This is a genomic window from Phaeovulum molybdatiresistens (assembly GCF_023544865.1).
In the GTDB taxonomy this organism is placed as follows: Bacteria; Pseudomonadota; Alphaproteobacteria; order Rhodobacterales; family Rhodobacteraceae; genus Pontitalea.
This window is the reverse complement of sequence record NZ_JAMJFX010000037.1, coordinates 1-21,768: the sequence shown is the minus strand read 5'-3', so window position 1 is coordinate 21,768 and position 21,768 is coordinate 1. Positions and strand designations below refer to the sequence as shown.

The 21,768-nt window shown below is 65.2% G+C and carries 24 protein-coding genes and 1 pseudogene; 5 read left to right on the top strand and 20 right to left on the bottom strand.

Going from position 1 to position 21,768, the window contains the following annotated elements:
- Window positions 1-820: 820 nt before the first annotated feature.
- From dctP to MXB90_RS16225, 3 genes are read right to left on the bottom strand one after another with little or no spacing between them, the layout of a single operon-like run.
- A complete protein-coding gene (gene dctP / locus MXB90_RS16235) occupies window positions 821-1,876 on the bottom strand; it encodes a TRAP transporter substrate-binding protein DctP (protein WP_250046477.1) in 1,056 nt (351 codons plus the stop codon).
- A 58-nt stretch (window positions 1,877-1,934) separates the two neighbouring features.
- Window positions 1,935-3,260, bottom strand: a complete 1,326-nt coding sequence (locus MXB90_RS16230; protein ID WP_250046475.1) for a TRAP transporter large permease — start codon at window positions 3,258-3,260, stop codon at window positions 1,935-1,937.
- The gene (locus MXB90_RS16225) at window positions 3,250-3,753 is read right to left on the bottom strand and encodes a TRAP transporter small permease subunit (RefSeq protein WP_250046474.1); all 504 of its coding nucleotides are present in this window, start codon (window positions 3,751-3,753) and stop codon (window positions 3,250-3,252) included. The genes MXB90_RS16230 and MXB90_RS16225 overlap by 11 nt, the downstream gene beginning before the upstream one ends.
- 123 nt (window positions 3,754-3,876) lie before the next feature.
- Between MXB90_RS16225 and MXB90_RS16220 the strand changes: the two genes are divergently transcribed.
- From MXB90_RS16220 to MXB90_RS16205, 4 genes are all read left to right on the top strand, one after another.
- Window positions 3,877-4,779, top strand: a complete 903-nt coding sequence (locus MXB90_RS16220; protein ID WP_250046473.1) for a LysR family transcriptional regulator — start codon at window positions 3,877-3,879, stop codon at window positions 4,777-4,779.
- Window positions 4,780-4,916: 137 nt separating this feature from the next.
- A complete protein-coding gene (locus MXB90_RS16215; RefSeq protein ID WP_349665923.1) occupies window positions 4,917-6,581 on the top strand; it encodes an AMP-binding protein in 1,665 nt (554 codons plus the stop codon).
- Window positions 6,578-7,351 (top strand): enoyl-CoA hydratase-related protein, encoded by a 774-nt coding sequence (locus tag MXB90_RS16210; protein ID WP_250046472.1) that lies wholly within the window; start codon window positions 6,578-6,580, stop codon window positions 7,349-7,351. Before MXB90_RS16215 ends, MXB90_RS16210 begins: the two co-directional genes overlap by 4 nt.
- A 93-nt stretch (window positions 7,352-7,444) precedes the next feature.
- On the top strand, window positions 7,445-8,224 hold the full coding sequence (locus MXB90_RS16205) for a GntR family transcriptional regulator (protein ID WP_250046471.1): 780 nt from the start codon (window positions 7,445-7,447) through the stop codon (window positions 8,222-8,224).
- Window positions 8,225-8,249: 25 nt separating this feature from the next.
- On the opposite strand, the gene MXB90_RS16200 is transcribed toward MXB90_RS16205, so the two are convergent.
- The 16 genes from MXB90_RS16200 to MXB90_RS16125 form a co-directional block, all read right to left on the bottom strand.
- The gene (locus MXB90_RS16200) at window positions 8,250-9,653 is read right to left on the bottom strand and encodes an FAD-dependent oxidoreductase (RefSeq protein WP_250046470.1); all 1,404 of its coding nucleotides are present in this window, start codon (window positions 9,651-9,653) and stop codon (window positions 8,250-8,252) included.
- A gap of 45 nt (window positions 9,654-9,698) precedes the next feature.
- Window positions 9,699-10,592: an isocitrate lyase/PEP mutase family protein gene (locus MXB90_RS16195; RefSeq protein WP_250046469.1), complete on the bottom strand. Its 894-nt coding sequence runs from the start codon at window positions 10,590-10,592 to the stop codon at window positions 9,699-9,701.
- A 20-nt stretch (window positions 10,593-10,612) separates the two neighbouring features.
- The gene (gene leuD / locus MXB90_RS16190; RefSeq protein ID WP_250046468.1) at window positions 10,613-11,227 is read right to left on the bottom strand and encodes a 3-isopropylmalate dehydratase small subunit; all 615 of its coding nucleotides are present in this window, start codon (window positions 11,225-11,227) and stop codon (window positions 10,613-10,615) included.
- Between the two features lie 9 nt (window positions 11,228-11,236).
- The gene (leuC, locus tag MXB90_RS16185; RefSeq protein ID WP_250046467.1) at window positions 11,237-12,634 is read right to left on the bottom strand and encodes a 3-isopropylmalate dehydratase large subunit; all 1,398 of its coding nucleotides are present in this window, start codon (window positions 12,632-12,634) and stop codon (window positions 11,237-11,239) included.
- A gap of 2 nt (window positions 12,635-12,636) precedes the next feature.
- Window positions 12,637-13,560: a polysaccharide deacetylase family protein gene (locus tag MXB90_RS16180; RefSeq protein ID WP_250046466.1), complete on the bottom strand. Its 924-nt coding sequence runs from the start codon at window positions 13,558-13,560 to the stop codon at window positions 12,637-12,639.
- Entirely contained in the window at window positions 13,560-14,501 is a 942-nt protein-coding gene (locus tag MXB90_RS16175) for a polysaccharide deacetylase family protein (RefSeq protein ID WP_250046465.1), read from the bottom strand. Before MXB90_RS16175 ends, MXB90_RS16180 begins: the two co-directional genes overlap by 1 nt.
- Window position 14,502: 1 nt before the next feature.
- Entirely contained in the window at window positions 14,503-15,180 is a 678-nt protein-coding gene (locus MXB90_RS16170) for an isochorismatase family protein (RefSeq protein ID WP_250046464.1), read from the bottom strand.
- A 271-nt stretch (window positions 15,181-15,451) separates the two neighbouring features.
- Window positions 15,452-15,931, bottom strand: coding sequence for a flagellar basal body-associated FliL family protein (locus MXB90_RS16165; RefSeq protein WP_250046463.1), 480 nt, complete (start codon window positions 15,929-15,931; stop codon window positions 15,452-15,454).
- Between the two features lie 8 nt (window positions 15,932-15,939).
- Window positions 15,940-16,668 (bottom strand): flagellar basal body L-ring protein FlgH, encoded by a 729-nt coding sequence (flgH, locus tag MXB90_RS16160; protein WP_250046462.1) that lies wholly within the window; start codon window positions 16,666-16,668, stop codon window positions 15,940-15,942.
- 11 nt (window positions 16,669-16,679) lie between these two features.
- Window positions 16,680-17,075, bottom strand: coding sequence for a flagellar basal body P-ring formation chaperone FlgA (gene flgA / locus MXB90_RS16155; RefSeq protein WP_250046461.1), 396 nt, complete (start codon window positions 17,073-17,075; stop codon window positions 16,680-16,682).
- Between the two features lie 38 nt (window positions 17,076-17,113).
- A complete protein-coding gene (gene flgG / locus MXB90_RS16150; RefSeq protein ID WP_250046460.1) occupies window positions 17,114-17,899 on the bottom strand; it encodes a flagellar basal-body rod protein FlgG in 786 nt (261 codons plus the stop codon).
- Between the two features lie 9 nt (window positions 17,900-17,908).
- Window positions 17,909-18,625 (bottom strand): flagellar hook-basal body complex protein, encoded by a 717-nt coding sequence (locus MXB90_RS16145; RefSeq protein WP_250046459.1) that lies wholly within the window; start codon window positions 18,623-18,625, stop codon window positions 17,909-17,911.
- Between the two features lies 1 nt (window position 18,626).
- Window positions 18,627-18,896, bottom strand: coding sequence for a flagellar biosynthetic protein FliQ (locus tag MXB90_RS16140; RefSeq protein ID WP_462982318.1), 270 nt, complete (start codon window positions 18,894-18,896; stop codon window positions 18,627-18,629).
- On the bottom strand, window positions 18,896-19,186 hold the full coding sequence (gene fliE, locus MXB90_RS16135; RefSeq protein WP_250046457.1) for a flagellar hook-basal body complex protein FliE: 291 nt from the start codon (window positions 19,184-19,186) through the stop codon (window positions 18,896-18,898). The genes MXB90_RS16140 and fliE overlap by 1 nt, the downstream gene beginning before the upstream one ends.
- Before the next feature lie 17 nt (window positions 19,187-19,203).
- Window positions 19,204-19,596 carry a flagellar basal body rod protein FlgC gene (gene flgC, locus MXB90_RS16130; RefSeq protein ID WP_250046456.1) on the bottom strand — a complete coding sequence of 131 codons (393 nt, stop codon included), beginning with the start codon at window positions 19,594-19,596 and terminating at the stop codon, window positions 19,204-19,206.
- Window positions 19,597-19,598: 2 nt separating this feature from the next.
- Window positions 19,599-19,985 carry a FlgB family protein gene (locus MXB90_RS16125; RefSeq protein WP_250046455.1) on the bottom strand — a complete coding sequence of 129 codons (387 nt, stop codon included), beginning with the start codon at window positions 19,983-19,985 and terminating at the stop codon, window positions 19,599-19,601.
- Between the two features lie 80 nt (window positions 19,986-20,065).
- Here MXB90_RS16125 and MXB90_RS16120 point away from each other — a divergent pair, with 80 nt between their 5' ends.
- Entirely contained in the window at window positions 20,066-21,397 is a 1,332-nt protein-coding gene (locus tag MXB90_RS16120) for a FliI/YscN family ATPase (RefSeq protein WP_250046454.1), read from the top strand.
- A gap of 267 nt (window positions 21,398-21,664) precedes the next feature.
- Here the strand turns inward: MXB90_RS16120 and MXB90_RS16115 are convergent.
- Window positions 21,665-21,768: pseudogene (locus MXB90_RS16115) on the bottom strand (IS5/IS1182 family transposase); the annotation flags it as partial.

Below are 21,768 nucleotides of genomic sequence, written 5' to 3'. Positions count from 1 at the left end.
TTCCGTCTCACCATGTCCGATCTCCGTTGCCTTGGTCACGATCTTATCTTCGTGTCCACGAAACCGGCAGCAGGCCAAGATGATCAGGAGGAGGTGGAGGGGAGGAGGTGGCAGGGAGGAGCATAGTATATAGCTAAAGCTAACTCCCCATAGAGGGACCCATAAGAGACACCCTCGCTTCTCCTACCTCCCCACCCACAGCAACGACATAACGCGGAATGTTCAGGGGTCACACGTCTCAGAGCCTCACCGATACTGGACGCGTTGCGCTTTTCCCCCATCAGGGGTGGCAGAGGCGGGGCCACCGTCGAGGCTGGCGCTACCAACGCAGGGAAGGCAAACGGGAAGATCGGTGGGGGTCGCTGGCAGTCCTCTCCACACCCTCCAGCCGCCCGCTTCCTCTTCCCTGAGGCTGGTGGTCTGCACGGTGCGGCAGCCACCGTAGAACATCCCGTAGAACAACTGGTGCCTGTTGACCTATGCTGTCACCTTCGATTACCCCTGTGTTTGCTGAGGTTATGAGCTGACGCGGTGCCTGTAACGGGACGTGAACCAGACAAACAGAACTAGCTTTGGGCACCACTTAAACCGCTCGTACAGCTCGGCGTCATCAGTGTGCAGAATACGCCGCGCTCGACAGCATGCGACGACATAGCTGTCCCCCAGACATTCGCCAAAGACTGAATCTGCGCCCTCCCGCGGATTGGGGCCGGCGGGTTCGGTGCGACAACGCGGTCAGGCAACCACACCTTCCCCGGGGTCGGGCCCGCCCAAGGAAAACGGGGCCCCGCAGGGCCCCGTCCGGTCGCCGCGACGCGGCTTACTTGTTGGCGCAGGCGCGGATCTTTTCGATATCCGGCCCGTTCGGCGTGCGGCCCAGGTTGAACGGGGCCGAGGCTTCGCGCCAGTTCGAATAATCCTGCAGGTATTCCAGCTGGCTCAGGTAGACCTTGGCCGAGGACGGGTTTTCACAGGCAACCTCTTCGATCACGGCATTGGCCATGGTCTGGATCTTTTCCAGCGCGGCATCGTCCATGCGGGTGATCTCATTCACCTCCTGGAACTGCTTGTAGGCGTCATTGGCGCGCTTTTCGGTGAAGGCCAGCGACCAGACCAGGTTCGCATCCGCCGCGATCTGCAGCTTTTCCTGGGTCTCGGGGCTTAGCGCATCCCAGGCCTGCTTGTTGATCATCACCCCGAAGATCGAGGCCGACTGGTGCCAGCCCGGGGTTGCCCAATATTTGGTCACCTGCTGGAAGCCGCCCGACCAGTCCACGTTCGGGGTCGAGAATTCGGCCCCATCGATCACGCCGCGTTCCAGCGACTGATAGATCTCGCCGCCGGCCATCGACACCTGGCTACCGCCCAGCTGGGTCAGCAGACGGCCCTGTTCCAGGCCCGACAGACGCAGGCGCTTGCCCTGCAGATCGTCGATCGAGCGGATCGGATCTTTGGTGCGGAAGCCGGATTCGTTGTTGGTCACCGCATAGGGCAGATAGACCATCCCGAACTTGCCGTAGATCTCATTATACAGATCCTTGCCGCCCCACTGCTGGATCCAGTTCACATAGTCGACGGCGTTGAACAGGCTGGCGGTGGTGGCCAGCGGCGAAAAGGCCGCGTCACGCCCCGCCCAGTAGCCCGGCCAGTCGCCGCCCGCCTGGATCGTGCCGCTTTCGACAGCGCCGAACACTTCACCCGCGGGCACCAGGCTGCCACCTTCGAAGAATTCGATCTTCAGATCACCCGCGGTCAGCTTGTTCGCCAGTTCGACGAAATGCTTGTCCATCTCGATCAGTTCAAGCGAGTTCGGCCAGGTCGTGGTCATCTGCCAGGACGTTTCCGCCTGGGCGGCCACACCGGCGCCTGCCAGCATCAGCGACAGGAACCCGGTCTTCAGGGCTTTGTTGGTATGCATCAGCTTCTCCTCCGTGTCATTGGGTCTTGTAAAGGGTATCCGGCAGCCAGGTGATCAGCTGCGGGAAGAACGCCAGGGCAAGTGCCATCATCACGATCAGCGCGATGAAGGGCATCACGCCCAGGATGATATCCGAGGTCTTCACCTCACGCGGGGCCAGCGCGCGCATGTAGAACAGCGCATAGCCGAAGGGCGGCGTCAGGAACGAGGTCTGCAGCACCACCGCGGTCAGCACCACGAACCACAGCTCGCTGATGCCCATTTCCCGCACCACCGGCAGGAAGATCGGGAAGGACAGCAGCACGATCCCCGTCCAGTCCAGAAACATGCCCAGCACGAAGACGAGGAACATCATCATCGTGATCAGCATCCAGGGCTCCATCTCCAGCGAGCGCATCAGGTTCTGCGCCGCATGCAGACCGCCGGTGATGTTGAACACGCCGGTAAAGGCCGTGGCCCCCACCACGATGAACAGGATCATCGCCGAGGTGCGCGCCGTTTCCCACAGCGCCGAGGCGAAGGTGGCCCATTCGAAGCGGCCGCGCATCAGCACGATCCCCAGCGCCAGCGCCGCCCCGATGGCCGAGGCCTCGGTTGCCGTGGCGATCCCGGCCAGCATCGTACCCAGAATGCCAAAGATCAGCACCAGCGGCGGCAGAGCCTCCAGCAGCAGCATCCGCACCAGCTGGCCCACCGGTACACGTTCCTCAAGGGCCACGGGCGGGGCCAGATCGGGCCGGATCAGCGCCACCAGCGCGACATAGCCCGCATACAAAAGCCCCAGGATCACACCCGGCACCATCGAACCGGCAAACAGCTCGCCCACCGACAGACCCGAATTCGACGACATCAGGATCAGCATGATCGACGGCGGGATCAGGATGCCCAGGCAGCCCGAGGCTGCGATGACGCCCGTGGTCAGCCGCTTGGAATAGCCGTATTGCAGCATCGGCTTCAGCGCCATCACCCCCATCACCGTGATCGAGGCGCCGATGATGCCGGTGGTCGCCGCCAGCAGGATCGAGATGAACACGACCGCCAGCCCAAGCCCCCCGGTCACCCGGCCCATCAACAGCCGCAGCGTTTCGAACATGCGGTCGGTGACGCCCGAATCCGACAGGAACCTCGCCATCAGCACGAACAGCGGGATCGCGATCAGGATGTAATTGTCCAGCACCTCGCCAAAGATGCGGTTGATGACGATGCCCAGCACCATCGGCTTGCCCGCGATCAGCGCGCCCAGAACCGCCGTGCCGCCCAGAACGAAGGCCAGCGGGTGCCCCATGAACAGCCCCGTCAGCAACAGGCCGGCCATGATCAGACCAATGATTTCACCCGACATGATGCGGCTCCGGCTTGTTCAGGATCAGCTTCAGCAGCTCGGACACGCCCTGGAGCAGCAACAGCGCCGCAGCCACCGCCATCGCGATCTTGACCGGATAGACCGGCAGCTGGATCGCGCCATAGGTGGTTTCCCCCTGGTTCAGCGAGCGCATCGCGAATTCCCAGCTGCGGGTGGTGAACACCCAGGCGAAGGGAAAGAAAAAGATCAGATAGCCCAGCACATCCAGAACGCGCCGGACCCCGGGGCTTAGCTTTTCGGTCACCAGGTCCACGCGCACATGCGCCTGATGGCGCAGCGCATAGCCGCCCAGAAGGACGAAATAGAACCCGAACAGTTGTTTCGTAAGATCGAATGCCCACAGCGTGGGGGCATTGAACCCGTAACGCATCACGACGTCATAGATGATCATGAGCGCGAAGATCACCGCGACGAACGCCACGATTCGGCCCACGATCTCATTGATGCCGTCGATCAGACGGATCAGAAGCATCGCTTCCCTCCCTTATTATTGACGCGGTCGGCCTGTGCCTCCTCGCGCAGCCTTTGCGATCCGGATTAAAGGGCGGGATGTGCCGGTTTGACATGGATATATTTGCAGATGTAATCTGCAGAAATGCAGGATAGTTTTGACTGGAATGATCTGAAGTTCTTCCTGGCCCTTTACCGGCTGAAACGGATGACCGCGGCGGGCCGGGCGCTGGCGATCGACCAGACCACCGTGGCCCGCCGGATCAAGGCGCTGGAAAAGACCGTGGGGGCGCATCTGTTCATCCGCGATGAGGCCGGATACGCGCTGACCAAGGCCGGTGAGCGGCTGTTGCCGATCGCGCTTGATATCGAACGGGCCAGCACGCGCGTGCACGAACAGATCGTGGGCGAGGCAGGCCGGCTGGCGGGCATGGTGCGCATCGGCGCGCCCGACGGTCTTGGCACCTTTGTCGTGACGCCGCTTCTGGCGCGGTTTCAGCAGGACCATCCCGATGTCGAGGTGTCGCTGGTGATCCGTTCGCGCCAGTTCCAGCTGTCGCATCAAGAGGTGCATCTGTCGATCGATCTGTCCTTGCCCGAAAGCGGGCGGTTGCTGGCGCGCAAGATGACCGATTATCACCTGCATTTCTTTGCCGCGCCCGACTATCTGCGCCGCTATGGGACGCCCACGAAGCTGCAGGATCTGCGCCGCCACCGGCTGGTCGGCTATATCCCCGAGATGCTGTTTTCCCCCGAATTGCGCTATCTGGAGGAACTGGGCATCACCACCCCGGTGGGCTTTTCTTCAACCTCGATGATCGCCCAGCGCGAGGCCGCCCGCGAAGGCGCGGGGCTGGCGATCCTGCCCCGGTTCATGGCGCTGGACGACCCCGGCCTGGAACCGGTGCTGACGGGGGATTACGTCCTGAAACGCACCGCCTGGATTCTCAGCCATCAAAGCACCGAAGACCTGGCCCGGGTGCGCGTCGTGTCGGAATATCTGCAGCGCGTCGCGCGCAGCGAAAGGGCGCGATTCCTGATCACCTGATCCCCGCTCGCCGGCGTTTGCTTTACCTAGCGTCAACTTTTCCGGCGGTGGACAAGCCCCCCGCGGATGCTTTCACTTTCCCCCGGAGGAACGGGCGGCCCTGCGTGGGGCGCGGCCCCGGCAAACGGGAGGAAATGGTGCTGTCTCGCAGGGAAAGCTATGCCGCGACCATGTCGGCATTTCGCTGGGATATCCCCGAATTCTACAACATCGGCGTCGATGTCTGCGATCGCTGGGCGGCGACCGATCCGGACCGCGTCGCCCTGATCGAGGTGACCGAGGATGGCTATGGCCCCGCCCGGCAGACCACCTTCGACCAGCTGCGCGCGGCCTCGGACCGCTTTGCCAATGTGCTGGTGGGCCTGGGCCTGCGCGGCAACGGGCGCGATCCGGGCGACCGGGTGGCGATCCTGCTGCCGCAGCGGCGCGAAACCGCCATCGCCCATATCGCCGCCTTCAAGGCCGGGTGCATTTCATTGCCCCTGTTCACGCTGTTCGGCCCCGAGGCGCTGCTGCACCGGCTGCGCGACAGCGGCGCGCGCGTTCTGGTGACCGATCACGCCAGCCTGCCGATGATCGAGGGCATCCGTGCGGATCTGCCCGATCTGCAAGTCATCTTCACCGTTGACGGCCCGGCCCCCGGCGCGCTGGATTTCGACGCCGCCTGCGCCGCCGCCGAGGACCGCTTTGCGCCGGTGCAGACGCTGGCCAATGCGCCTGCGCTGCTGATCTACACCTCGGGCACCACCGGCAACCCCAAGGGCGCGCTGCATGCGCACCGGGTGCTGCTGGGCCATCTGCCCGGTGTCGAGATGAGCCATGATTTCCTGCCCCGGCCCGGCGACCGGATCTGGACCCCGGCCGACTGGGCCTGGATCGGCGGACTTCTGGATGTGCTGATGCCCGCGCTGCATCATGGCGTGCCGGTCGTGGCCTGCCGCTTCCGCAAATTCTCGGCCCGGGCGGCGGCCGATCTGATCCGCCGCTTTGACGTGCGCAACGCCTTCCTGCCGCCCACCGCGCTCAAGATGATGAAGGCCGACCCCGACAGCCTGACCTGGGGGCTGAAGATGCGCTCGGTCGCCTCGGGGGGGGAACCGCTGGGCACGCAACTGCTGGATTGGGGCCGCCAGGCGCTTGGCGTGACGATCAACGAATTCTACGGCCAGACGGAATGCAACATGGTCGTGTCCAGCTGCGGCACGCTGGCGCCCCCCGAAAACGGCGTCATGGGCTGGCCGGTGCCGGGCCACCGCGTCGATGTGATCGACGAGGACGGCCGCCGCCTGCCCGACGGGGACGAAGGCGCCATCGCGATCCTGTCACCCGATCCGGTGATGTTTCTGGGCTATTGGAACCAACCGGCGGCCACGGCGGCGAAATTCATCATCGGCCCCGAGGGGCGCTGGCTGGTCACCGGCGACCGCGGCCTGCGCCGGCCCGACGGGCGGCTGGTGTTCAAGGGGCGTGACGATGACATCATCTCGACCGGCGGCTATCGTGTCGGCCCCGCGGAAATCGAGGATTGCCTGATCGCGCATCCCGCCATCGCCATGGCCGGCGTCGTCGGCCAGCCCGATCCCCTGCGCGGTGAAATCGTGGCGGCCTTCGTCACCCTGCGCCCCGGCCACGAAGACAGCCCCGCGCTGCGCGCCGAAATCGCCGATCATGTCCGCACCCGTCTGGCCGCCTATGAATACCCCCGCGCGATCCATGTGATCCGCGACATGCCGGTGACCACGACCGGCAAGATCATCCGCGCCGAACTGCGCAACCGCCTGAAAAAGGAGACCCCGGCATGACCGCCCTGCCCCTGCGTTTCGAAACCCGTGGCGCCATCGCCATCCTGACGCTGGACCGCCCCGACCGGCGCAATGCGATCGACGCGGCCACCACCGCCGCAATGACAGACGCGCTGGCCCGGTTCGAGGCCGACCCCGACCTGCGGGTGGCGGTGCTGCGCGGCGAAGGCCCTGTGTTCTGCGCCGGCATGGATCTGGCGGCCTTTGCCGATGGCCAGGTCGAAGCGGTTCTGTTCGGCCCCGGCGGCTTTGCTGGCCTGACCGAGGCCGCGCGGACCAAGCCCCTGATCGCCGCGGTGCATGGCGCGGCCCTGGCCGGCGGGTTCGAACTGGCGCTGGCCTGCGATCTGATCGTGGCCGAGGAAGGCGCCCGCTTTGGCCTTCCCGAGGTGATGCGCGGGCTGGTCGCGGGCGGCGGCGGCGCGGCGCGTCTGGCCAGCGTGATCGCGCCGGGACGGGCGCGCGAAATCATCCTGACGGGGCGGATGATCGACACGGCCGAGGCCTGGGATCTGGGCCTGATCGCGCGCCGCGCGCCCGAAGGCGGCGTGCTGGATGCCGCACTGGCCCTGGCCCAGGAAATCGCGCGGAACGCGCCGCTTGCGGTGTCCGCCTCGCTCGGCCTCAGCCGGGCGGCCGAACGCGCGGGCCTGCCCCCGCTTTGGGCGGAAAACGCCGCGACACTGCGCCGGATCATGGCCAGCGAAGATGCCACCGAAGGCGCGCGCGCCTTTCTGGAACGCCGTCCGCCCCGCTGGCAGGGGCGCTGACCGGGCGCAACACCGCCACAACTGCGGGGGGCGTTGACTTGTCCCACCCATTCGGTGTGTATGATCTGCCCCCGCGCAAGAGGTGACCTGCCCATGGCCGAGACAAGCTCGCCCACCCCGCTGTATCACAGGATCTACGCGGTCATGCGTGAGCGGATCGTGAACGGCTATTATCCGGCCGACGTCCCCGTCCCGACCGAGGCGGAGCTGGCCGAGACCTTTTCGGCCAGCCGGATCACCATCCGCCGCGCGATGGAAATGCTGACCGCCGAAGGCCTGGTGACCCGCACCCGCGGCCGCGGCACCTTTGTCACCGACCGCGCGCGGGAAAACGCGCTGAACCGCGCGGTCGTGTCGAATGTCAGCGGGCTTTTGAACTATCTCAACGCGGTCGGGCAAAGCACCCGCCTGCGCGTCATCAGCCTGGACCGGGGCGAGGCCCCGCCACGGATCTGCGCGCTGATGGGCGTGGCGCCGACCACCGAACTGGTGCGTGCGGTGCGTGTGCGCGACCTGGACGGCAAGCCCTATTCGCTGTCGATGGCCTATCTGCGCCCCGAAGTGGGCGGCGCATTCAGCCATGAGGATCTGACGACGACGAACATGATCGACCTGGTCCAGCGCGCCGGCGCCGAGGTGGAACAGGTCGAACAGGCGCTGACCGCGACGCTGGCCGATGAATATGCCTCGCAGCACCTGCAGATCCCGGTGGGCGCGCCGCTGATGCGGGTGAACCGGCTGTTCTACGATGCCGCGCTGGTGCCCTTTTACGCCGCGGAAATCCTGTATTGCGCGGATCGCTACGAATACCGCGTCACGCTGCGCCGCGAAGCGGGCAAGGATTTCACGCTGGACGGGGCGCAGCCGGGCTAGGTGCCGGGATCCGCCCCCGGCACGGTCAGGCGCCGCTGGCGGCGATGCGCGCGGCGCTGATCCCCGCCAGGCGCCCGAAGGCGGTGGCCGACAGCAGGCCGTTGCCCGACAGATAGCCATAGCTGGAATCGCCCGACAGCCCCCGTGCCGCGCCGCCACCCGCCATCAGATTGGGCAGCGCGCGGCCATCGGGCCGCAGCACCCGTGCCTCGGCGTCGATCACAAGCCCGCCCTGGGTGTGGAACAGCGCGCCATTGACCTTGACCGCGTGAAAGGGCGGCTGCAGCAGATCGTCGGGCGTAAAGCGGCGGCCAAAGCGGTCAGGCGTGCCGGTGCGGGCAGCCTCGGCGATCGCGTCAAATTCCGCGCGCAGCGCCGCAAGCGGCAGGCCGGTGGCCGCGGCCAATTCGTCCAGCGTCGAGGCGGTCTTGACCGCGCCCAGCTTGCGGATCTCACGATAGTCATGAAAGCCGATCGCCTCTTGCTCGCCTCGATCGTCAAAGATGTCCCAGGCAACGTGGCCCGGTTGCGCGGCCACCTCGGCACCATGTTCCGAATAGCCGCGCATTTCATTCGAAAAACGCCGCCCGTCGGCGTTGATCAACACCCCGCCCTTGGTGATCACCGCCCAGGTCAGCGGCAGACCATGCGGATGCGCGACCGAGCCATGGCCCTGATAGGCGCCCATATCGGCCAGCGCCGCGCCAAGGCCTTCGCCCCATTTCACCGCATCGCCCGTGTTCGACAGATGCCCACAGCATTCGGCATCGGCGATTTCGGGAATGAAGCGGCGCACCATGTCGACATCGCCCGCAAATCCACAGCAGGCCAGCACCACGGCCCGGCAACCCAGGGATTCCAGCGCGCCATCGGGGCGACGGAACCGAAACCCGGTAATGCGCCCGTCGGCATCGGCATACAAATCCTCAACCGAGGCGCCGGTGACCAGATCGATCCCCGCCGCCGCCACCGCCGCCAGCAGCGCCTGTTCCAGATCCGCGCCGGTGCGGCTTTTGGGGCCATGCATCCGCATCCGGGAATGACCGGGGTAGAGAAAGCCGGTGACCAGTTCCAGTTCGATCCCGTGACTGTCCATCAGCCAGTCGATCATCGGCCCCGCCGCCTGCGCCGCCACCAGCGCCATGTCCGGCGGGGTATGGCCATGGGTCTTGGCCACCAGATCGGCGGCGAACAATTCGGGGCTGTCCTCAATCCCGGCTTCGCGCTGCAAGCGGGTGCAGGGCGCCGGGATCAGCCCCGCCGACAGCGAGGTCGATCCGCGCGGGCTTTCGTCGCGTTCAAGGATCATCACCTCTTGGCCCGCGTCATGCGCGGCCAGTGCCGCGACAAGGCCACAGGCCCCCGCGCCGACCACCACAACCGGCATTTCGAAATCGAACTCTACGCCTTCGGCGGACAGAACTGCCATCTTCGGCCTCTTTGGCAAGGCGGCGCCGGGGGCGCCGGGATGATTTCAATAATCGGTGCGACTTTCCTCGGGCGTGCCATAACGCGCCTCAAGTTCCTGCACCTCGGCCATCCGGGCCATGTCGAAGAACTGCTTGAAGGTCATGACATTGGGCGCGATCGAAGCGATGCTTTCTTCGGTCTTCATCACCTCCAGCGTGCGGCGCGCGGCCTCGCAGGCCGACAGCAGCAGCCAGTTGGGATAGATGATCAGCTTGAAGCCCAGCGCCTCGACCTCGGACCGCGACAGGAACGGCGTCTTGCCGGACGTCGCCATGTTGTACAACAGCGGCACACCCGGAAACCGCGGCGCGATATGGGGCAGATCATCGGGGCCGGGGCTTTCGATGAAGATCACATCGGCGCCGGCCTCGCGATACATCTCGGCCCGGTCGAAGGCGGCGTTGCGGCCATGCAGCGCCAGCGCGTCGGTGCGCGCGATCACCACGAAATCTGGGTCCACCCGCGCATCCACCGCGGCCTTGACCTTGGCCACCATATCCTCGGCCGAGATCAGCTGCTTGCCCGACAGATGGCCGCAGCGCTTGGGCAGGACCTGGTCTTCCAGATGCACCGCCGCGACCCCGCCGCGTTCATAAAGCTGGATCGCGCGGCGCACGTTCAAGGGCCCGCCAAAGCCATTGTCGGCATCCGCGATCAACGGCACGTCAGACGCATCGGCGATGCGGGTGGCGTTGTCGACCATTTCGGTCATCGTCAGCAGGCCCACATCAGGATAGCCCAGCCGCGTGGCCGAGGTGCCCGCGCCGGTCATGTACATCGCGGGGAACCCGGCTTCGGCCACCAGGCGGGCATACATCGCATCGACGACGCCCGGGGCCATGATCGCCCGATCGCCCGCAAGGGCATGGCGCAGTCGTTTCGTGCGGGTAAGGGTCATCTGTTGGTCCTTTTTCGGTCTCAGCGGCCCAGCCAGGGGTTGGCGGCAATGCGCGCCGCCTCAAACGCCTCGATCTGGTCCAGATGGGTCAGGGTCAGTTCAATCTCATCCAGGCCGCGCAGGATGCAGTCGCGGGCAAAGGGTTCGATCGTGATCGGATGCGCGCCCAGATCGCCGGGCAGCGTGACCTGCCCCGCCTCAAGATCGACCGTCACCGGGTCTTGCGGATGGGCGGCCAGATGCGCGGCCAGCGCGTCGCAGACCGGCGCGGGCAGGCGCACCGGCACAAGGCCGTTCTTCAGCGCGTTGTTGTAGAAGATATCGCCAAAGCCGGGTGCGATCAGCGCGCGGATGCCGTGGTCGACCAGCGCATAGACCGCCCCCTCACGCGACGATCCGCAGCCGAAATTGTCGCCCACCAGCAGGATTGTGGCGGCAGCGGCATCCGGGCGGTTCAGCGCGAAAGCGGGGTCAAGGGTGCCGTCGGCGTCGCGGCGGATGTCGTGGAACAGGAACTGGCCATAGCCCTGCGCCCGGTCGGCCTTGAGGAACCGTCCAGGAATGATCTGGTCGGTGTCGCAGTTCACGATCGGCACCACCGCCACGGTCGAGGTTTCGCGGATGAAGGCTTTCATGTCGTCCTCTCAGATCCGGCGCACGTCGGTCAGCTTGCCGCTGATCGCGGCGGCGGCGGCCATCGCGGGGCTGACCAGATGGGTGCGCGCGCCCGGGCCCTGGCGGCCCACGAAGTTGCGGTTCGAGGTCGAGGCGCAGCGTTCCCCCGGCCCCACCACATCGCCGTTCATCGCCGCACACATCGAACAGCCCGACTGGCGCCAGTCAAAGCCCGCGTCACGGAAAACTTGCGCGATGCCCTCGGCCTCGGCCTGATCGCGCACGGGGGTGGACCCCGGCACGATGATCGCCGGAACCACGGCCTTGCGCCCTTTCAGAACGGCGGCGGCCGCGCGCAGATCTTCGATCCGGGCGTTGGTGCAGGACCCGATAAAGACCTTGTCGATCGCAAGCCCTTCCAGCGCGGTGCCGGGCGTCAGGCCCATGTAGTCCAGCGCGCGCGCGGCCGCCGCGCGCTTGTCGGCGCTGGCAAAGCTGGCCGGGTCGGGCACGCGGCCGGTGATCGGCAGCGCATCCTCGGGGCTGGTGCCCCAGGTGACCATCGGCGCGATCGCGGCGCCGTCCAGCGTTACCTCGCGGTCGAATACCGCGCCTTCATCGGTGGGCAGGCGGCGCCATTGGTCAAGCGCGCTGTCCCATTCCTGTTCGCTGGGCGCGTAATGGCGGCCGCGGATGTAGGTGAAGGTGGTCTCATCGGGGGCCACCATGCCAAGGCGCGCGGCCGCCTCGATCGACATGTTGCACAGCGTCAGCCGCCCCTCGATCGAGAGGTTCCGCACCACCGATCCGGCAAACTCGATCGCATGGCCCCCGGCCCCGCCCGCGCCGATCTGGGCGATCAGCGCCAGCATCACATCCTTGGCGCTGACCCCCTGCCCCAGCGCGCCATCGACGGTGACGCGCATGGTTTTCGGTCGGGTCTGCCACAGCGTCTGCGTGGCCAGCACATGGGCGTTTTCCGACTGGCCGATGCCAAAGGCGATCGCCCCCAGCGCCCCTTGGGTCGAGGTGTGGCTGTCCGAACAGACGATGGTCAGCCCCGGCAGGGTGATCCCCTGTTCGGGGGCCACCACATGCACGATGCCCTGTTGCCGGCTGGAAAGGCTGAAGTGGCGCACCCCGCCCCAGTCCATGTTTTCGTCGAAGGTGTCGATCATGCGGGCAATTGCGGGGCTTGCGGCCTCGGCGGCGCTGCGCCCGGTGGTCGGCACATAGTGATCGGCGATGCCAAAGATCTGCCCCGGACGGCGCGGCTTCAGGCCCCGCCGCTTCAGATCGGCAAAGGCATGGAAGCTGCCCTCATGGATCATGTCCCGGTCGATATAGAGCAGCGACGGGCCCGACGGGTGGCGCAGGATTTCATGCGCCTCCCAGATCTTGGCAAACATGGTGCGGGGGGGGGTCATGGTCACACCCGCGCGCGCGCGGCTGCCGCGATCTCGCCCACCGGTGCGCACCACACGCCGTCATGCGACAGGATGTAGTCCAGCACCTCGCGCAGATATTCCACGCGATAAGGCATCCCCGAGACCCAGGAATGCAGCGGCAGGCTCATCACCCGGCCACCGTATTCCGCGCTTTCGCGATAGAGCACGTCGAAGCGATCCTTGACCTGCTGCACCCAGTCGGGCTCCGAGTGGAAATACTCGTTCGCCACGACCTGGTCGTCGGTCTCATAGGCCTGCGGCATCGCCAGCAGCGGGCCTTCCTTGGTGCGCATCTCATAGGGCAGGTCGTCATTGGCCCAGTCAAGCGACCAGGTCACGCCGTTCTTCACCAGAAGGTCAGGCGTGTTGAAACCCTGCGCCCGGCCCGGCGACAGCCAGCCCTCGACCTTCTGGCCGCTGGCCGCACGCAGCAGCCGCAGCGCCTCGGCGATGATCGCATCCTCGGCCTCGGGCTCCAGCCCCGAGTGGTGCACCTTGCCCATGTCAAGGCCATGCGCCACCACCTCATGCCCACCGTCAACCACCGCGCGGATCACCGCCGGATAGCGCGACGCGATGACCCCGTTGATCGCAAAGCTGGTGCGCAGACCCTTCTCCGCCAGAAGCCGCAGCACCCGGAACACGCCGATCCGGTTGCCATAGTCGCGGTTGGTGAAATAGCGAAAGTCAGGATAGGGCATCGACAGCGCGCCCGGCGCCTTGAAGGGCTTGGCCGGCATGTCGAGCGGAAAGTGCTGCAGATGCGTCACCACCGAAAGCGCGATCCGCGCCCCGCCCGGCCACTGGATCGGCTTGCGGGTGAACAGATCGGACCAGTCGTAACGGTCATGGTCCATGCCATAGCGGCGGACGGGATAGTGCAGGTAGCTGTCGGGCATCGGCATCAGCGGGTCCCCCGGTCATGCGCGGCCATCGCCGCGATCATCGCGTCATAGGCGCCCGAGGCGTGGTAATGCGCCGCAATCTCGCGCCCCGTCGCCTTCCACACGCCCTCATGCCCGGCGATGTAGTCGATCGCCTCGGCAAAGGCCTCGATCCGGTGCGGCTGGCCGACCAGATAGGGATGCAGCGGAATGCACATCACCGTGCCGCTTTCATCGCCTTCCTTGTACAGCTGGTCGAACTGACGCTTGATGATCTCGCCATAATGGCGCGGCGTCACCTTCTGGCTGTTGTAGACGATCACGTCGTTCATCTCGAGCGAATAGGGCATCGAGATCAGCCGCCCCGTCTTGACCTTCACCGGCATCGGCTGGTCATCGTGGAACATGTCGCAGGTATACTGGATCCCCGCCTCGGACAGGAGGTCCATCGTCCACAGGTTGTTCGACAGCGCCGGCGACAGCCAGCCCGCCAGTTCCTGCCCCGTATGCTGGCGCACCGTGTCAAAGGCGTCGCGGATGATCGCGCGTTCCTGCTCGATCGTCATGTTGTAGACGTAGCGGGTGTTGTAGATGCCGTGGGAAAAGAACTCCCACCCCCGGTCGGCGCAGGCGCGGATGATTTCGGGATGATGATCGCACAGCGCCACGTTGAGCGAGACCGACCCGCGGAACCCCGCCCGGTCCATTGCCGCCATCATCCGCTGCCAACCCGCCCGGTTGCCGTAATCGCGGTGCGAATATTGCAGCACGTCGGGGTTCGGCCGCGCCCAGGGCGTGCGCGTGGGGTTGTTGGGCGGATCGTATTCGTAGAACTCGATGTTCGGCGCGATCCAGACGGCGATCTTCGCGCCGCCGGGCCAGGTGATCTTCGGCCGGCCCGGCCAGGGCAAATAATCATAAAGCCCCAGATCCGAGCGGATTTCGTTCACGGATTCGGTCATCTCAGCGCGCCTCGGGCTGGAAGGCTTCGTACCAGGCGATCGCCTCGGCCACCGGGATCACGTCGCCATATTTCACCGCGATGTCGTAAAGGTTGGCGAAATGCGGGCTTTCGTGCTTGTCGGCCACGCATTCCTCGGGAACGATCACGCGATAGCCGCGCGAGATCGCATCCACCACGGTGGCCCGCACGCAGCCCGAGGTCGAGCCCCCGGTCAGAACCACGGTATCGCACTGATGCCAGACCATCAGCGATTGCAGATTGGTTTCATGGAAGGCCGAAGCCATGCGCTTGTTGATCACGATGTCCTTGACCGTGTCCACGTTCAGACGCGGATCCAGTTCCGAACGGGGTGAGCCGACCTTGATGTTTTGCAGCGAATCCGGCGTGTTCGTGCGCGTCCCCCAGACGCCGCAGTCTTCGCCAGATTCCATGTAGGCGACATAGGTCCAGGTGATCGGCAGCCCCTTGACGCGGGCCAGATCGGCTAGCTGGTTGACGTAATCCAGCTGCTTCGCGTCGGTTTCATAGGCGGTGGCAAATTCGCCGACCGCGGTATATGCGCGCTGCAGATCGATATTGATCAGCATCGGCTTGCGGCCAAAGCCAAAGCGGCGGCGGGTGGGATTTGCCTTGGCATGTTCATAAATTTGACGCGCCGTCAGCGATGACATTTCCATGGTCGACCTCCTCTGCATCGCAGGTGGCCCCGGAAGGGCCCTTTCAGCGTGCCCCGCCCTGCAACCTGGCGCGCCGCTGCCAAGGATAATGTTATCTCTTTATGTCATTTGTAAAGCGAAAATCAGCGCCCCCGCCGTGGCGGCGCATGTCCGTAGCCCCTTGGGCCGCCACGGACCCGAGAACCAGCCGGCGGGTCAAGGCCCCCCGGGCGGACGGCGGGGCTTCACCAACATGCGCAGGGCAGTGCGCAGGACCGCCCCGGCCCCGAAATCAGGTGGTGTCCTGCCGGACCATGTCAGAGATCAGGACATCCGTGACATCTTTCTGCAGCGTCTTCTGGGCCGCCTCAAGCAAGGCGCGACGTAGGGCCGAGATATTGATCGACTCGGTGAACGCGCCGTTGAAGCCCCCCGCATTCGCATGTTCGAACAAGACCTGCAGAAAGGAATCGCGCAACTTCGGTTCGACCGAATAAACCCGTTCCGTGGCGCCGGTCTTCACCTCCAGGCTGAGCGACAGAATCACAAGCGCCTCGACGCGCGCGTTTTGCACGACCGGAATGATGAACTGATTGTTCAGTTTCACATATTCAACCGCGGCGGGCGCGGCCGCAGCAGTTGGGGCGTCCGGGGCCGGATCGGCCCCCTCGCCTTCTGCCGCTACCTCGGCGGGCGGACGCAGGAAATACCCCGCGCCCATGCCGCCGGCCAGCCCGATCAGGGCCAGGATGATCGGAAGAATTTTACGCATTTCACCCCCTAGAACGGCAGCAGGACATCGGCGATCTGCTGACCGATGCGCGGTTGCTGAACATCCGTGATCTGACCACGCCCGCCGTAGGAAATGCGCGCCCCGGCGATCTTGTCATAGGTCACCTCATTCAGGCGGCTGACATCTTCGGGGCGCACAAAGCCGGTGACGATCAGTTCACGCACCTCGAAATTGACGCGGACCTCTTGACTGCCCTGGATGCGCAAGACGCCATTGGGCAGCCGGTCCAGAACCGTCGCCGCGACCCGCAGGGTCAGCTTTTCCTTGCGCGCGACAGAGCCGTTGCCCTGGTACGAGGAACTGGAATCGGTGGAAACCGCATCGGCCATGCTGGCACCCTCGGGCAGCTTGCGGTCAAGCCGCTGCGGAATGCCAAGCATCGAGGGAATGCCCATCGATTCCGATCCGCTTCGGCTGCGCCCGCTGCTGTTCGAGATCTCGGCCTTTTCGTCAATCTCGATCACCACCGTCAGAATATCGCCGCGCTGGGCGGCACGTCGATCCCCCAGAAGCGAGCCACGCCCGCCCGACCACAGCGAGGCCTCGGTCGTGCCCGACAGCGGCGCGTGATCCATCGGCATGGGCACACTTGACATCGCGTAGAATTCATTACCGGCCTCGGCCGGTGTGAAGGCCGGGGCCTTCCCCACCTCTTCAAGCCTCTGACAGGCCATCAGACCGGCAGAGAGCAGCAGGATCAAAAATGCGCCACGCATGGTGATTTCCTTCAATGGGACCCGACGACGGCCGCGCCCGAGGCATCAACAGTCGCCGTTACGGTTACTTTGGATGACAGGTTCAGCACCCGGATGGCCTCTCCCTCGCTGCCACGGGCAAGGGCGCGCCCATCTGTCTTTATGGTCAACGCGCCTTTGCGGTAGATCAGCGGGATGATCTGGTTGCGCTCGATCAGCGCCGGGGCCGCCAGATCGCCGGGGCGAATGGGGCGCCCGGCATAAAGCGACACGCGCGCCTCAAGCCCGATGGCTTCTTCAGGAAGAGTCAGCGCGCCGGGGATGATGTCGGGCACAATGTCCACATCTTCTGGCTGAATCACGGACAATGCCCGAATCGTCCGTGTGGCCACGACGGTATCGCCCCATGCCTGCGCGCCGCAGGCCATAAGCACGCCAAGCACCGCAATAGTTCCGCGCCAGGACATCAGCGCACCTGCGTGGTTGCGCCAAGCATCTGGTCGGCCGCCGTGATCACCTTGGCGTTCAATTCATACCCGCGCTGCGCCTTGATCAGTTCGGTGATCTCGCGGACCGGATCGACCGAGCTTTCTTCAAGATAGCCCTGGCGCAATGTACCCAAACCCGCCTCGCCCGGCGCCCCGGCCTGCGGCGGCCCGGAAGCGCCGGTTTCAAGGAAAAGATTCGACCCGATCGCCTCAAGGCCCTTTTCATTCGTGAAGCTGGCCAGTGTGAACTGACCCAGAAGCTCCGGCTCGGTGCGGTCAGAGAAATAGGCATAAACCTCGCCTGCGGCATTGATCGCAAGAGCCCGTGTTTCCTGCGGAATCGTGATCCCCGGCACCACCGAGTAGCCATCGGAATTGACGATCTGGCCGTCCGGCGATCGTTTCAACCCGCCGTCGCGCGTATAGGCGGAAAGACCCGAGGGCAAGGTCACCTCAAGATAGCCGTGACCGTCAATGGCCACATCCAGATCGCCATTGGTCGCCGCAAGCGACCCCTGCGCCAGGGTGACAGAAACCGCCGCCGGACGCACGCCCAGACCCAGCTGAACGCCCGCAGGCACGACCGTCCCGTCATTGGCGGTGATCGTGCCCGGGCGCGTCATTTGCTGATAGTGAAGATCGGCGAATTCCGCCCGCCGGGCATTGTAGCCCGTGGTCGACATGTTCGCCAGGTTGTTGGAGATAACCTCCACCCGCATCTGCTGGGCGCTCATGCCGGTCGCGGCAATCTGAAGTGCGCGCATGGTGAAACCTCATCGGCTAAGAGTTGATATGGTGCTGCGGATGCGTTCATCCTCGCGGTCCAGGAAGGTCTGGCCCATTTCATAGGCCCGCTGAACCTCGATCATCCGCGCGATTTCAGAGATGGGATCGACGTTCGATTCCTCGACATAGCCTTGCAGCAAGACGGCGCCCTCGGCCGGCTCGACCTCGCCTTCATAGGCAAAGCGTGTGCCCCCGCCATGCCGGAGCGAGGTGCGATCGGCGGGCAGCACGATTCCGATCTGCGCCAGGGGCGCGCCATCGGCGGACAGCGTGCCATCCTGCGCCACCGCAATCGCACGCGCGTCAGAAGGCACGAAGACGGGGGCGCCGCCGACGTCCAGCAGGCGATGGCCATCCGCCGTCAGCAACTCGCCCTCGGCCGAAGGCGTGAAATTGCCCGCCCGCGTCAGCTGCACACCCCCTGGCGTCTCGATCTGGAAAAATCCCTCGCCCTCAATGGCAAAGTCGAAGGTGCCGCCGGTCTGGGCCAGCGGCCCTTGCGCAAGATCGACATGGCGACCGTTGGCATGGGACATCGAGAGCGATGGCTCCGCCCCGCCCAGCGCCGCAACATGTTCGGCGAACAAGACGCCCTCACGCCGGAAGCCGGTGGTCGAGACATTCGCGATGTTGTTGGCGACCGCGCGCATTTCGCGCATCAAGCCCGATTGCCGGGTCAGCGTCGCATAGATGGCATTGTCCAACCTAGCCCCCTGCGATGATCGGAATGATGCGCGTGGTGAAAAAGGCCACCAGCGCCTCGGTCATGAACGACATCGACACCCAGAACACGATCAGCATCGCGCCGACCTTAGGCACAAAGGTCAGGGTCATTTCCTGCACCGAGGTCAGCGCCTGGAAAAGACCGATCGTGATGCCCGCGATCAACGCGACCGTCAGCATCGGGGCGGAAATCATCACCGCAACCCAAAGCCCCTGGCGCATCGTGTCAAAGAAAACCACTTCCCGCATCATCACACGGGCATCCTCAGGATTTCCTGATAGGCTTCGACGACCTTGTTGCGCACGGTCACCGCGGTTTCCACCGCAAGTTCGGTCGCGGCCAGCGCCTGCACCAGCGCATGCGGGTCGGCCTGGCCGGCCATGGCGGCGCGCGCCGTTTCCTCACCCGCCTTCAGGGTGTCAACGAAACTGTCGGCCATCTGGCCAAGGGCGGATTGTCCGCCCCCGGCCTCGGCGCCCGGGCCGGCCGCGTTGCGGCCCTGGGCATAGGCCTGATTTGCGAAAGTGCTTCTGATATCCATTCTGGATCTCCCTTCGTCTATCGGCGCAGAAGTTCAAGCAACGACGACGACATCTGCCGCGCCTGATCAAACATCCTGAGGTTCGCCTCGTAGCTGCGCTGCGCTTCGCGCGCGTCAGCGATTTCGACCACCAGATCGACATTCGAGCCGTCGTAGTAGCCACTCTCATCCGCCAGCGGATGACCCGGATCGTGGATCCGTGTCAGTTCCCGCCGGTCAAGTTGCACATCGCCCAGCCGGACGGCGCCGGTGGGGCGCCCGGCGTTCTTCACCTCTTCGAAAGAGGTCGTCTTGCGGCGATACCCGGGCGTGTCGGCATTGGCGATGTTTTCCGAAACATGCCGAAGCCGCATCGACTGCGCCTTCATTGCAGAGGCCGAAAGCCCCAGAGCATTTGAAAAATCGGTCATGATCATCCCTTCCCAAGGCTGGCGCGCAACAGGTTGAGCGAGCTTTTGTAGACAGCCAGCGCCAGATCGTGCTGGCGCTTGACCTCGATGCCCTTGACCATCTCGGTTTCCAGCGAGACCGAGTTTCCGTCGGGCGACATGACGCCCGGTTCGCGCCGCGCGGTGAGCGCGACCTGCAGCCGGTCGGCGCCGCCGACATGACCGGGCCGGGTCGCCTGCATGCCGCGACCATCGGCTTGCTGATAGGTTTCCGAAAAGGCGGGGGTGTCGCGCGCGACATAGCCGGGTGTGTCGGCATTGGCGATGTTTTGCGCCACGGCATTCTGGCGCAGCGCGGCATGGCGGGCCATGGCCTGCGCCATCTGCATGATTTCAAGTTTCTCAAACATCGGGGCTTCTCCTCCGAACTTTCACCAAGGCTTAAGGTCGAATCATTTAGAAAACGTTTCGAGAACACAGGGAGGCCAGAATGGTTTCACAAAGTCTGGAACTGCTGCGCGCCGAAATCGCGGACATGGGCCGCCTGCGCACCATCGGGCGGGTCTTGTCGGTGGGCGCGGGCACGGTTGAGGTGGCGGGGTTGTCGTCCCGCGCCGCGCTGGGCGACCGGACCATGATCCGGTGCCAGAACGGGCGCGACATCGGGGCCGAAGTGCTGGCGCTGCGCCCCGATACGGTGACGCTTTTGCCCGATGGGGCGGCCGATGGCATTGCCATCAACGACGCGGTCGATCTGCTGGGCCAGGCCGGAATCGCCCCCGACGACAGCTGGATCGGCCGCATCATAGATCCGTTCGGCGCGCCGCTGGATGGGCGGGCGCTGATGCGCGGCAAGGTGGAACGTGCGTTGCGCGCGCCACCGCCCCCCGCCGCGCAACGCCGCCGGTTGGGCCCGCGGCTGGAAACCGGGGTCGCGGTGTTCAACACCCTTCTGCCGATCGTGCGCGGCCAGCGGATCGGCCTGTTCGCCGGCTCGGGTGTGGGCAAATCGACCCTGCTGGCGCAGCTTGCCAAGGGCATCACCGCGGATGTCGTCGTCATCGCCCTTATCGGCGAACGGGGCCGCGAACTGCGTGAATTCGTCGAAAACACGCTGGGCCCCGAGGGCATGAAACGTGCGGTCATCATCGCGGCCACATCCGATCAATCCCCCCTGATCCGGCGGCGCTGCGCCTGGGCGGCGATGGCCGTGGCCGAACATTTCCGCGACCGGGGCGATCATGTGCTGTTTCTGGCCGACAGCGTGACGCGTTTTGCCGAGGCCCACCGTGAGGTGGCGCTTGCGGGCGGCGAGGCGCCCAGTCTGCGGGGGTTTCCGCCCTCAACCTCGCACATGATCATGGCGCTGGCCGAACGGACCGGGCCCGGGGCCACGGGCAGTGGCGATATCACCGCGGTCTTTTCGGTGCTGGTTGCCGGATCAGACATGGAAGAACCGGTCGCCGATATCTTGCGCGGCGTGCTGGACGGGCATGTGGTGCTTGACCGCGCCATCGCCGAACGGGGCCGCTATCCGGCGATCGACCTGCTGCGCTCGGTTTCCCGATCGTTGCCCGACGCGGCGACCGCGACCGAAAACGGCCTGATCGCGCACGCCCGCAGGCTGCTGGGCAGCTATGACCGGGCAGAACTGATGATCCAGGCGGGGCTTTACGCGGCCGGATCGGACCCGATGATCGACGCCGCCATCCGGGTCTGGCCCGCGCTTGATTCGTTTCTGTCCGAACCCGAACCCGCCGGTATCGCAAACAGTTTCAGGCGGCTGGAAACTGCGCTTGCCCGCGCGAAAGCGCCTTCATGACGCCCACCGCGCGACGGGCCCGGCCCAAAGGGTTTGCGCAGCGGCGAAACATGCGCGGGTCCATCGGGAATTGCCACTCAGCTTGACGCAAAATCCGGCACCTTCCCTTGGGTCAGCCGTACCGCAAACACGGCTTGCCCAAGGGGCGCAGTCAACTCTCGCGTGGGGGATACTGCCCTTTGACGCGCAATTGCTTCTATTGGCGTTTGCATTGGCTCTGTTGCACAAATCAGCTGATGGCCGAGGTTTCCCTTTCCCTGGACAGACTCATCCCACAGCTTCAGTGACGGGTACTCCGAGCGCTGTGAAGCCGTTCAGCACGGCGACGCGGATCTGGAACTCGGCGACCTGCCGTTCGAAGTCCCTCGCAG